We start from the raw sequence: 11,800 nt of genomic DNA on the forward strand, positions 1-11,800 counted from the left end.
ATGAACAGGCACCCCGGTCGCGACGAGCGCGACGAGCAGGACGTCGACCTCGAGGCCATCAACGCGCAGCCGCTGTACGCCATGTACTCGGTGTTCTCGACGGCGGCCCCCCTCCCAGGCTCGACCCTCGAGACCGCGGGGCTGGCCGCCGAGCTCACGGGAGCGCTCGACTCCGCCGGAGTGACCGTGCGCGGGTTCTACGACGTGGGCGGGTTCCGCGCGGACGCCGACCTCATGGTGTGGACGCTCGCCCACGATCCCGCGTCGCTGCAGGCGGGATATCACGCCATCAGGCAGTGTGGCCTCGGCGCCCACCTCTCGCCCGTGTGGTCCGTCATGGGCGTGCACCGCCCCGCGGAGTTCAACCGCACCCACGTCCCCAGCTGCTTCGCCGGCTTCGCCCCGAGGCCGTGGCTCACCGTCTACCCGTTCGTCCGCAGCTACGACTGGTACTACCTCGACGACGCCCATCGCTCCACGATGCTGATGGAGCACGGCATGGCTGGGCGCGAGTACCCGGACGTGGTGGCCTCGACGCTGTCTTCCTTCGCCCTGAACGACTACGAGTGGATCCTGGCGTTCGAAGCCGACGAACTGCACCGTCTGACCGACGCGATGCGGCATCAGCGTTCGGTGGAGGCGCGGCTGCACGTCCGTGAGGAGACACCGTTCTTCACGGGGCCGCGGGTCGAGCTCACCGAGTGGATCGACCGGCAGCCCATCGGCTGAGGCCGCTACTTCCAGCCGAGTTCGCGGGCCACGGCCACCAGGTTCTGCATCCAGTGGGCGTTGTAGTCCACACCCAGCTGGCTCGGCATCGCGAACAGCACGTAGTCCGCCTCCGTGACGGCGTCGTCCGCCCGGAGCAGCGCGGCCACCTCCTCCACGCTGCCCACCATCTGCGGCCCGGAGCGCGCCTTCGAGCCGTCGAGGATGCCGACGTGGTCGTGCGCGTCACCACGGAGCCCGAAGTAGCGACGGTCGTCGTCGCTGGTGATCGGGAAGACCGGCCGCGTGACGGCGGTCAACCCCGGACCGGGGTGGCCAAGCCGGTGGAACACCCGGCGGTAGCCGCGCACCTGGTCCGCCTGTTGGACGTGGAAGGGGCGCCCGTCATCAGCCAGGAGCAGCGTCGAACTCAGCAGGTTCATCCCCTGCTCTGCCGTCCAGATCCCTGTCTCGGCGCTGCCCGCACCCCACCAGATGCGGTCCGGCAGCCCCGGGCTGAGGGGGCGGATCGGCAGGTCCGGGCCTGCGCCCGCCGCCTGCGCCTCGGCGGAGTGGGCAACTGGCTCACCGGCGATGGCCTGACGGAAACGCGCCGCCTTGCCCTGGGCGTGGTCGGCCCACGACTCGCCGTCGGAGAGCCGGTAACCGAACTGCCGCTGCCCGTCGACGGCGTGCTCGGGACTACCCCGGCTGACGCCGAGTTGCAGCCGCCCGCCGGAGATCAGGTCCGTGGCGGCGGCCTCCTCGGCGAGATGGAGGGGGTTCTCGTAGCGGAGGTCGACGACCCCGGTGCCCACGTCGATCCGACCGGTGACGGCCGCCATGGCCGCCAGGAGGGGAATCGGCGAGGCGTGCGACTCCTCGAAGTGGTGCACGCGCACCCAGGCGCCGTCAAGGCCCACCTCGTCCGCGATCCGTGCGAACTCGACGTGCTGGCGCAGCGCGGCGGCCGCGTCGGGCACCCGGGCACCCACCACGTGGCGGTAGTGCCCGAAAGACAGGAACCCGATGCGCTTCATATCTCGGCTAACGCGGCTGGGGGTGGAATATTCCGACGTTGTGGGCGAGCAGCCGCCAGGCGCCGTGCGCGTGTCCGAGCTCGGAGAAGTGCGCGTTGCCGAGGCCACCCAGCACCCGGCCGGGGAGGCCCAGGAGTGCGTGGATGACGCGGTTGAGCAGCAGTCCGTGAGCGACGATCAGCACCGTGCCGTCGGCATGCGAGGCGGCGATCTCCTGCATGGCAGGCAGGCCCCGTGCCACCACGTCGGCGAGGGTCTCGCCCTCGGGCGAGCGCCGGAAATCCACCCCGTTGGCGTACTTGGCCTCATAGTCCGGCATCCCCGCCTTGACCTCGTCCCAGGTGAGCCCGGCCCAGCTCCCGACATCGATCTCCATCAGCCTGGGATCCGTGCGGATCTCGGCACCCGGGCGGACGATGGCTGCGGTGTCGAACGCCCTGGACAGGGGGGAGGCGTAGACGGCGTCCACGTGGACATCGGCCAGCGCGACGCCGGCCGCCTCGGCCTGGCGGCGGCCGATGTCGTTGAGCGGCACGTCGGCCCGACCCTGGAAACGCTGCTGGGCATTCCAGTCGGTCTGGCCGTGGCGCAGGACCAGTAGTCGGGTCGAGTGCTCCAGCCTCACAGGGCCGCGTCGTCGCTGTCGTCGTCCGGCTCGGGGAGGTGCAGCTCGAGGGGGATCTGTGGGCAGTCCTTCCAGAGCCGCTCGAGGTTGTAGAGCGTGCGCTCCTCCGTGTGCTGCACGTGGACCACGAAGTCGATGTAATCCAGGAGAACCCAACGGTTCTCGCGATCCCCCTCCCGCCGGACCGGCTTGTACCCCGCGGCCAGCAGCCTCTCCTCGACCCCGTCGACGATGGCGCCCACCTGGCGTTCGTTGTGGGCGGAGGCGATGAGGAAGATGTCTGTGATGGCGAGTTGCTCCGACACGTCGAAGGCGACGATCTTGTGGCCCTTCTTGTCGGCCGCTGCCTGCGCGGCGATCTGGACGGGCTTGAGCACGTCGTCAACTACGGTCACGGGGGACTCCTGATCCTGGGGCCGGGTACAGCCCTCTCTTGGCGATGTACTGGACGATACCGTCCGGCACCAGGTACCAGATGGGCTCGTGGGCGTGGACGCGTTCGCGGCAGTTGGTCGAGGAGATGGCCAGCGCCGGCACCTCGAGCAGGGTGACGGCGTCTTCGGGCAGGTGCGCCAGGTCGTCGGGGGTCATCGGCACGCCTGGGCGGGTGACGCCCACGAAGTGCGCGAGGTCGAACAGCTCGTCCGCCCCGTACCAGGTGAGGATCTGACGCACGGCGTCAGCACCGGTGATGAAGAAGAGGTCCGTGTTGTCCCCGCGCTCGGCGCGCAGGTCCTTCAGGGTGTCGACCGTGTAGGTGTTGCCCGGCCTGTCGATGTCCACCCGCGACACCGAGAATCGGGGGTTCGACGCCGTGGCGATCACGGTCATGAGGTACCGGTCCTCCGCGAGGGACACGTCGCGGTGGCTCTTCTGCCACGGCATGCCTGTGGGGACGAACACCACCTCATCCAGCTCGAACTTCGCCGCGACCTCGGAGGCGGCCACGAGGTGGCCGTGGTGGATGGGATCGAACGTGCCGCCCATCACGCCCAGGCGGTAGCGCCGCGACGTCTCGGTGCGCGCCAGAGCGAGCTCCGTGGTGGTCACTTCGAGTGCGGGCGACCCGACCCGAGTCCGATGATCCAGGCCAGGGCGCCGAGCAGCACTGCCAGGGCCAGGGCGCCCATCACCCAGCTCGGCACGGTGGCGGCTGCGGCGGTCTCCAGAAGAAGGCTCATGGCGCCCGATCCTAGCAAGGGCGCCTTGAAGTGGGGGCCGTCTCGGCTACGCGCGTACCTGCCCGTCGCCCTCGATGATGTACTTGCTGCTGGTCATCTCCGGCAGGCCCATGGGGCCGCGGGCGTGGAGCTTCTGCGTCGAGATGCCGATCTCGGCGCCGAACCCGAACTCGCCGCCGTCGACGAAGCGGCTGGAGGCGTTGACCAGGACCGCCGCGGCGTCCACCTCGGCGACGAACCGCTCCGCCGCCTGCCTGTTGCGGGTGACGATGGTCTCCGAGTGTCCGGTGGTGTGGGCGCGGATGTGGTCGAGCGCCTCGTCCAGGGAGTCGACCACCTTCGCGGCCAGGTCGAGGGTGAGGTACTCGGCGTCGTACTCGTCCGCGGCGGCGGGGACGACGTCGTCGGAGTACGCGGCGGTGGCGGGATCACCGTGGACGGTGACGCCCGACCGGCCCAGGGCCGCGAGCGCGGCCGGGAGGAACTCGTCGGCGATGTCGCGGTGGACCAGGAGCGTCTCCGCGGCGTTGCACACGCTGGGACGCTGGGTCTTGGCGTTGAGGAGGATGGTGAGCGCCTGATCGAGGTCGGCGTCGGCGTCGACGTAGACGTGGCAGTTGCCGGTGCCCGTCTCGATGACCGGGACCGTCGAACCGTCGACCACCGCCTGGATGAGGCCGGCGCCTCCTCGCGGGATGAGCACGTCGACAAGGCCGCGGGCGCGCATGAGCTCACCGGTGACCTCGCGCCCGCCCTCCACGAGGTGGACCGCGTCCGGCGTGACGCCCGCCTCTTCCAGGCCGCGACGGAGGGCCGCGACGGTGACGCGGTTGGTGTTGAGGGCCGACGACGACCCGCGAAGCAGCGAGGCGTTGCCGGACTTCAGGCAGATGCCGGCCGCGTCGGCCGTCACGTTGGGGCGGGCCTCGTAGATGATGCCCACGACCCCGAACGGGACCCGGACCTGGGTGACGGAGACTCCGTTGGGCAGCTTCCAGCCGCGGACGACGTCGCCGACGGGGTCGGGCAGGGCGGCGAGGTCACGCAGGCCCTGGACCATGCCGGCGATGCGGGCCGGGGTCAGCGCGAGCCGGTCCACGATCGACTCAGGGGTGCCACCCTCGCGCGCGGCGGCCACGTCCGTCGCGTTGGCCGCGAGCAGCTCGGGCTCGGCGGCCGCGAGGGCGTCGGCCATGGCGTGCAGGGCCCTGTCCTTGGCCGCGCGGTTGAGCGTGGCGAGCTCCACGGCGGCTCGACGGGCTGAGGTGGCCTGGGTCTGGAAATCCATGGCGCCCAGTCTATTCGGGCGGGGGCCGGACCCTCCCCCGTCTCGCCCCGCCCTCCCCCTGCCGGGGGTGGTGTTGAGCCTGACACGCATCTCGCGGAGAGGGCTTGAGCCTGACACGGCTCTCGACGTGGGGCCTTGAGCCTGAAACCCGTCTCATGGGCGTTGGAACGTTCATATCGCCCCGAATCCACGTCGAGCCCTAAATCCGGCTCAACGGGTCTGTGGACATCGGGAAACGGGACCCGCAAGATGCGACCAAGGAGCCATGAGACAAGACATCCGCATCCTCCTCGAGGAGGAGAAGGTCATCAACGCCTCTACGCGCCCCGAACTGGCGAGGACACTTAACGCTCTGCGGTGCCGCGGCGAGCTCACCGCGGTCCTACCGGCGATCTTCGCGCTCCCGGACAAGGCCTCCGAGTTCGAGACGCGCGTCGCGGCGGCGGCCGCCTCCACGCGTCCGTACATCGCCGTCGGGCGGACGGCGGCACGAGCGACGTGGTGGCCCGAACTCGAGGGCGACGTCGTGAGCCTCGCCCACCAAGGGGTGCTGGACGACCGATCCGGCTTCGAGTTCCATGAGCGCTACATCCCGCCTGCCTTGGTCAACAGCGCCGGCCCCCTCCCCCTCACCTCGCCCGCCCTCACAGTGCTGGACCTTATCCCGGAGCTCGGGCCCGACGTCGTGGACGAGGCCCTCCGCCGTCGGGTCGTCACCCTGGGGCATCTCCAGGCGGCGCTGGCCATGACGCCCCGACGCCGCGGGAACCGGACCCGACGGGAGGTCCTGCTCGACTCGAGGGACGCGCCCTGGTCGGCGCTGGAGAGGCTGGCCCACCGCACTCTCCGTGAAGCACGCATCCCGGGCTGGGTCACCAACTTCCACGTTGATCTGGGCCCGACGGTGATCTATCTCGATATCGCCTGGCCACAGCTGAAGGTGGCCGTCGAGATCGACGGGTTTGAGTTCCACGGTTCCAAGGAGTCGTTCCACGCCGACCGCAAGCGCGACGCGGCCCTCACGGCCGCCGGATGGCTCGTGCTTCGGTTCTCGAGCGAAACCATCGTGGCCATGCCTGACGCTGTGCAGGCCATCCTCCGCGATCGCCGTTGAGCCGGATCTGGATGTCGACAAGCGGAAACCGCGATTGGAACGATCCAGGCGACGTGACATCGACATCAGGCTCAACTCACCGAAGCAAGAGCCGTGTCAGGCTCAACGTCAGACGGCCAGGGCGACCCGGCTGCGGGCGCGCAGGTGCCGCACGACGTAGACGCCCAGGTTCACCGAGCAGACCACCGACATGGCGCCGGCGCAGATGATGAGCGCCCAGTCGAAGGTGAACAGACCGAAGACGAACCACATCACCTGGACCAGCAGCATGATGGCCAGGTAGCCGACGGACACCCCGGAGAGGTCAGGGGCCGTCACCATCTCGCGGAGCTGGGAGAGCTGGCCGAACAGCTGCGGGACTGCGATGACGAAGCCGAACGCCATGGCCCCGAACAGCAGCTCCACGCCGGTCAGCGACGCCATGAGGAGGATCGGCAGCACGAGCTGCGGCGCGACGGCCTGCTTCCTGTCACGCAGCACGAACACGACGATGACAAGGGCGAGCAGCGACATCAGCAGGTTGGGCCACTGCATCTGACCCTTCTGCACGAGGAACCCGTGCACCATCCAGGCGCCGGTGGTGGCCGCGGAGATCTGCCACAGCCGCAGCGACACTCCGGCGCTCGTCCCTGCGCGCAGGATCCGGATCAGCTGGGGAAGGTTCGACGCTACACCGATGGCAGCGGCCACCCACCCGAAGATCTCGATCACCCTCTCAGGTTAGGCCAGCCCCGCGCCACCCCGAAATCGGTTCAGGGAGTTGCCCTGGATCCGGCCGGTCAGTCCTCCGCCAGCATCATGTGGTCCCGGTGGATGACCGGACGCTGGCCCCGGTGCCCGTCCTCCGCGCTGCTGTGGCCGACCTCGGCCGTGAGCTCCGCGCTGGAGTAGGCGACGAACCCGCGACCCACGGGCTCGCCGTCGGGCCCGACGATCTCGACCGGCTCCCCCTCGGCGAAGATGCCCGCCACCTCGCGCACCCCGATGGCCAGCAGCGACGCCTTCTTCTCCACCAGTGCCCTCCGGGCCCCTGCGTCGACGTGGAGGAACCCGCGCGGCTCCGCGGCGAAGGCCAGCCACAGCAGCCGCCGGGGCCGCCGCTTGCGGGTGGGGAGGAAGAAGGTGCCGACGTCCTGGCCGGTCAGCGCCTGCTCGAGGTGGTCGGCGTGCGCCAGGACCACGCTGACGCCGGCCTGCGTGGCGATGTCCGCCGCCTGGAGCTTCGTGCGCATGCCCCCGGTGCCCACCTTGGACCCCACACGCGACGTGTCGACCTTCAGCGCCGCGATGTCCTCCACCCGGTCGATCCGCTCCGCGCCAGGCGTCTCCGGGTGGGCGGTGTAGAGGCCGTCCACGTCGCTGAGGATCACCAGGGCGTCAGCGCGCACCAGGTGCGCGATGAGGGCGGCGAGCCGGTCGTTGTCGCCGAAGCGGATCTCGTGGGTGGCCACGGTGTCGTTCTCGTTGACGATTGGCACCACGCCCAGCCGGAACAGCCGCGAGATGGTGTTGAGGGCGTTGCGGTACGTGCGGGGCCGGAGCACGTCCTCGACCGTGAGCAGCAACTGCGCCACGGTGACCCCGTGCTCGGCGAACGCGTCCGAGTAGTGCCTGATCAGGAGGCCCTGACCGACCGCCGCCGCGGCCTGCTGGGTCTCGAGGTCACGCGGACGCCGCTTCAGCCCCAGGGGGCCGAGCGCCGCCGCGATGGCGCCGGAGGTCACCAGCACCACGCGGGTTCCGCGGTCGTGCAGCGACGACAGGACTCTGGCGAGCATCTCGACCCGCGCGGGATCGAGGTGGCCGTCGGCCCTGGTCAACGACGACGAGCCGACCTTCACGACCACCCTGCGGGCGCCCGCGACCTCAGGCCTCATCGTCGCGCGTCTCCTCCGGACCCGGCTCGTAGCCCGTCGTGGTGAAGTCGATGCCCGACGCCTTGGCCGCGTGGTAGTCCGCGTCCATGCGGCGGCGCCGCACGGCGGCCGGCCGCTCCGTCTCCAGACGCACGTCCTCCCCGCGGCGGCTCAGGATCTCGGCTCCGGTCTCGACCTGCGGCGCGAAGTCGAAGACCACCGCGTTCTCGCCGCCGATCGCCACCGCGTCGCCGGGGCGCGCCCCGAGCTCCAGGAGCTTGTCCTCGATGCCCAGACGGTTCAACCGGTCCGCGAGGTACCCGACGGCCTCCGCGTTGTTGAAGTCCGTCTGCCGGATCCACCGCTCCGGCTTGTCCCCGCGCACGCGCCACACCAGGCCGCCCTCGCCGTCGCCCTTCTGGACGATGGTGAACTCCTGCGTCTTCTCCCTGCGCGCCACGGGGGCCGGGCGCAGCACCGGCTTGGCCTTGGCGGCCTCCGGGAGCGCGGCCCGGCGGGCGGCCACGATGTCGGCCATCGCGAACTTCAGCGGCCCGAGCCCCTCCCCCGTCTTGGTGGAGATCTCGAAGATCCGGTGACCGAACCTGGCCAGGTCCGGGCGCACGATCTCGGCCATCTCGTGCGCGTCCGGGAGGTCCACCTTGTTGAGCGCGATCAGCCGCACCCGGTCCTCCAGGCCCCCGTGGGCGGCCAGCTCGGCCTCGATCACCTCGAGGTCGGAGACCGGGTCCCGGCCGGGCTCGTAGGTGCCGAGGTCGATGACGTGCACGATCGCCTGGCAGCGCTCGATGTGGCGCAGGAAGTCGAAGCCGAGCCCGCGACCCTCGGAGGCGCCCTCGATCAGCCCCGGCACGTCGGCGACGGTGTAGGTCACGTCACCGGCGACGACCACGCCCAGGTTCGGCACCAGCGTGGTGAACGGGTAGTCGGCGATCTTGGGCCGCGCGCGCGAGATGGCCGCGATGAGCGAGGACTTGCCGGCGGACGGGAAGCCCACCAGGCCGACGTCCGCGACCACCTTGAGCTCGAGCTGCACCAGGCGGCTCTCGCCCTCCTCGCCCAGCAGCGCGAACCCCGGCGCCTTGCGGGCCGCCGTCGCGAGGGCCGCGTTGCCCAGCCCGCCCTTGCCGCCGGCGGCGGCGATGTACTCCGAGCCCGGCTCGGTCAGGTCGGCGAGGATCTCGCCCGTCTCGGCGTCGCTGATCACGGTGCCGCTGGGCACCGCCAGGACCACGTCGTCCCCACGGGAGCCGTCCTGATGGTCGCCCTTGCCCGGCTGGCCGTTGACGGCCTTCCGGACCGACTGGCGGTGGTACTCGACGAGCGTCGACAGCGAGTCGTCGACGCGGAAGATGATGGATCCGCCGTCGCCGCCGTTACCGCCGTCCGGGCCACCCAGGGGCACGAACTTCTCGCGGTGGATGGAGGTGCACCCATGGCCGCCGTTGCCGGCCTGGACGGTCAGCTTGACCCGGTCGACGAACGAGGGAATAGCCATTGAATGCTCCTTCTTCAGGCAGGGGAAGTCTAGCGAGAAAGCAAGAACGGCCCCGAAGGGCCGTTCTCGATGAGTGTGTCGCCTGAAGGATCAGGCGGGTACGACGTTGACGACGCGGCGGCCGCGCTTGACGCCGAACTCGACCTGGCCCTCGACCAGGGCGAACAGCGTGTCGTCGCCACCGCGACCCACGCCGTCGCCGGGGTGGAAGTGTGTGCCGCGCTGGCGGACGAGGATCTCGCCGGCGCCGACAACCTGACCGCCGAAGCGCTTCACGCCGAGGCGCTGGGCGTTCGAGTCACGACCGTTTCGCGTCGAGGACGCGCCCTTCTTGTGTGCCATGGTTCAGCTCCTCAGCTCTCGATCCCGGTGACCTTGACCTGGGTGTACCGCTGACGGTGACCCTGGCGCTTCTTGTAGCCGGTCTTGTTCTTGTACTTGAGGATCCGGATCTTCGGACCCTTCTTCACACCCAGCACCTCAGCGGTGACGCTGATCTTGCAGAGACCCTTGGCGTCCGAGGTGATCGAGTCGCCGTCGACCAGCAGCAGCGGCTGCAGGGTGACGGTACCGCCGACCTCTTCGGACACCAGGTCGATGTCCAGGACGTCGCCAACAGCAACCTTGTGCTGACGTCCTCCGTTGCGCACGATCGCGTACACGACTGACCTACCTTCTTGTTTGCTCAAAGCCTTAACGGCGCGCCCAACCCTGAGGGGGCAAAGCACCGAGGGCCAACTCTACGCGGCGGCCCCTGACGGGGTCAAACCGGGCCCGCTTACGTGGTGACGACCACCGGAACGATCATGGGCCGGCGGCGCAGGGATTTCGCCACCCACTGCCCCACCGTGCGGCGGGTGACCTGCTGGAGCCGGTGCGAGTCGTCCACCCCGTCGCGCAGGGCGTCGACGATGGCCTCAGCCACCCGCGTGCGCGCCTCGTCGAACACGCTGCTGTCCTCGGCGATGCCACGCACGTGGATGTCCGGGCCGCTGATGATGCTGCGGTTGTGGAGATCGACCGCCGTGATCACCGACACGAAGCCCTCCTCCCCGAGGATCCGCCGGTCCATGATCGACTCGGAGATGTCGCCCACGGTGGAGCCGTCGACGAACACGTAGCTGGCGTCGATGGCACCGACCTTCCTGGCCACCCCGTCCTTGAGGTCGATCACGTCGCCGTCGCCCGCCACGATGGTGCGCGCGGCCGGCACGCCCGTGGCCTGCGCCAGCTTCGCGTTGGCGATGAGGTGGCGCGCCTCGCCGTGCACGGGCAGCACGTTGCGGGGCTTGAGGATGTTGTAGCAGTACAGGAGTTCGCCGGCCGAGGCATGGCCGGAGACGTGCACCAGGGCGTTGCCCTTGTGCACGACGGTGGCGCCGAGCTTGGACAGCCCGTTGATGACCCGGTAGACGGAGTTCTCGTTGCCGGGGATGAGCGAGCTGGCGAGCAGCACCGTGTCTCCGGGGCCCACCTCGACGACGGGGTGGTCGCGGTTGGCGATCCGGCTCAGCGCGGCCATGGGCTCGCCCTGGGAGCCGGTGGAGACGATGACCACCTTGTCCTTGGGGTAGTTGCCGATCTCCTTGAGCTCGATGAGCGTCCCGGCCGGCACCTTCAGGAAGCCGAGGTCGCGGGCGGTGGACATGTTGCGCACCATCGAGCGGCCGACGTAGACCACCTTGCGGTCGTAGCGCACGGCCATGTTGAGGACCTGCTGGATGCGGTGCACGTGGCTGGCGAAGCTGGCCACGATCAGCTTGCCGGTGGCCTGGTCGAAGACGCGGGCGATGGCCGGCTCGATATCGCGTTCGAGGGTGGTGAACCCGGGGGTCTCGGCGTTGGTGGAGTCCACCATGAACAGGTCCACGCCCTCCTCCCCGAGGCGGGCGAAGCCGCGCAGGTCCGTGATCCGCCCGTCGAGGGGAAGCTGGTCCATCTTGAAGTCGCCGGTGTGCAGGACCAGCCCGCCCTTGGTGCGGATGGCCACCGCCAGGGCGTCGGGGATGGAGTGGTTGACCGCGAGGAACTCGAACTCGTAGTTGCCGATCTCGACGATGTCGCCCTCCTCCACGGCGTCGAGGTCGAAGTCGCGGATCCGATGCTCGCGCAGCTTCGTGGCGACGAAGGCCAGCGTCAGCTTGGAGCCGTAGATGGGGATGTTCGGGCGCTTCTTCAAGAGGTACGGCACGGCGCCGATGTGGTCTTCGTGGCCGTGGGTGAGGACGAGGGCGACGATGTCGTCGAGCCTGTCGTCGAGGTAGTCCAGCGCCGGGAGGATGAGGTCCACGCCCGGGTGGGTGTCCTCGGGGAACAGCACCCCGCAGTCCACCAGCGCGATCTGCCCGTCGATCTCGAAGGCGGTCATGTTGCGACCGATGTCGCCGAGCCCGCCGAGCGGGATCACCCGCAGGGTTCCGGGGGCCAGCTTGGGGGGTCTCTTCACGTCGGTCATGGGCTCAGGCTAGT

General features: G+C 69.8%; 14 protein-coding genes. 2 read left to right on the plus strand and 12 right to left on the minus strand.

Translation table 11 applies throughout. The features are described 5' to 3' along the window. Window positions 1-729: a hydrogen peroxide-dependent heme synthase gene (gene hemQ, locus ACX1D3_RS12855; RefSeq protein ID WP_458994221.1), complete on the plus strand. Its 729-nt coding sequence runs from the start codon at window positions 1-3 to the stop codon at window positions 727-729. Window positions 730-734: 5 nt separating this feature from the next. On the opposite strand, the gene ACX1D3_RS12860 is transcribed toward hemQ, so the two are convergent. From ACX1D3_RS12860 to ACX1D3_RS12885, 6 genes are read right to left on the minus strand one after another with little or no spacing between them, the layout of a single operon-like run. Further along, window positions 735-1,748, minus strand: coding sequence for an LLM class flavin-dependent oxidoreductase (locus tag ACX1D3_RS12860; protein ID WP_458994222.1), 1,014 nt, complete (start codon window positions 1,746-1,748; stop codon window positions 735-737). Between the two features lie 7 nt (window positions 1,749-1,755). Then, window positions 1,756-2,373, minus strand: a complete 618-nt coding sequence (locus ACX1D3_RS12865; RefSeq protein ID WP_458994223.1) for a histidine phosphatase family protein — start codon at window positions 2,371-2,373, stop codon at window positions 1,756-1,758. Then, entirely contained in the window at window positions 2,370-2,768 is a 399-nt protein-coding gene (rsfS, locus tag ACX1D3_RS12870; protein ID WP_458994224.1) for a ribosome silencing factor, read from the minus strand. The genes ACX1D3_RS12865 and rsfS overlap by 4 nt, the downstream gene beginning before the upstream one ends. Further along, entirely contained in the window at window positions 2,755-3,423 is a 669-nt protein-coding gene (nadD, locus tag ACX1D3_RS12875) for a nicotinate-nucleotide adenylyltransferase (protein WP_458994225.1), read from the minus strand. Before nadD ends, rsfS begins: the two co-directional genes overlap by 14 nt. Then, on the minus strand, window positions 3,420-3,554 hold the full coding sequence (locus ACX1D3_RS12880) for a hypothetical protein (RefSeq protein WP_458994226.1): 135 nt from the start codon (window positions 3,552-3,554) through the stop codon (window positions 3,420-3,422). Before ACX1D3_RS12880 ends, nadD begins: the two co-directional genes overlap by 4 nt. Before the next feature lie 46 nt (window positions 3,555-3,600). Next, window positions 3,601-4,842 carry a glutamate-5-semialdehyde dehydrogenase gene (locus ACX1D3_RS12885; RefSeq protein WP_458994227.1) on the minus strand — a complete coding sequence of 414 codons (1,242 nt, stop codon included), beginning with the start codon at window positions 4,840-4,842 and terminating at the stop codon, window positions 3,601-3,603. A 265-nt stretch (window positions 4,843-5,107) separates the two neighbouring features. Here ACX1D3_RS12885 and ACX1D3_RS12890 point away from each other — a divergent pair, with 265 nt between their 5' ends. Continuing rightward, entirely contained in the window at window positions 5,108-5,956 is an 849-nt protein-coding gene (locus ACX1D3_RS12890; RefSeq protein ID WP_458994228.1) for an endonuclease domain-containing protein, read from the plus strand. A gap of 108 nt (window positions 5,957-6,064) precedes the next feature. Here ACX1D3_RS12890 and ACX1D3_RS12895 read toward each other — a convergent pair whose 3' ends face one another. From ACX1D3_RS12895 to ACX1D3_RS12920, 6 genes are all read right to left on the minus strand, one after another. Then, window positions 6,065-6,667, minus strand: coding sequence for an SWEET family sugar transporter (locus ACX1D3_RS12895; RefSeq protein WP_458994229.1), 603 nt, complete (start codon window positions 6,665-6,667; stop codon window positions 6,065-6,067). A 68-nt stretch (window positions 6,668-6,735) separates the two neighbouring features. Continuing rightward, window positions 6,736-7,833, minus strand: a complete 1,098-nt coding sequence (gene proB, locus ACX1D3_RS12900; RefSeq protein WP_458994230.1) for a glutamate 5-kinase — start codon at window positions 7,831-7,833, stop codon at window positions 6,736-6,738. After that, window positions 7,823-9,331, minus strand: a complete 1,509-nt coding sequence (gene obgE, locus ACX1D3_RS12905; protein WP_458994231.1) for a GTPase ObgE — start codon at window positions 9,329-9,331, stop codon at window positions 7,823-7,825. The genes proB and obgE overlap by 11 nt, the downstream gene beginning before the upstream one ends. A gap of 90 nt (window positions 9,332-9,421) precedes the next feature. After that, on the minus strand, window positions 9,422-9,673 hold the full coding sequence (gene rpmA, locus ACX1D3_RS12910; RefSeq protein WP_458994232.1) for a 50S ribosomal protein L27: 252 nt from the start codon (window positions 9,671-9,673) through the stop codon (window positions 9,422-9,424). A gap of 11 nt (window positions 9,674-9,684) precedes the next feature. Then, entirely contained in the window at window positions 9,685-9,993 is a 309-nt protein-coding gene (gene rplU / locus ACX1D3_RS12915; protein WP_458994233.1) for a 50S ribosomal protein L21, read from the minus strand. Window positions 9,994-10,109: 116 nt separating this feature from the next. Beyond that, complete coding sequence (locus tag ACX1D3_RS12920; protein WP_458994234.1) at window positions 10,110-11,786, minus strand: ribonuclease J; 1,677 nt, start codon at window positions 11,784-11,786, stop codon at window positions 10,110-10,112. Window positions 11,787-11,800 lie beyond the last annotated feature (14 nt).

This window comes from Tessaracoccus yangjingae, assembly GCF_054483935.1.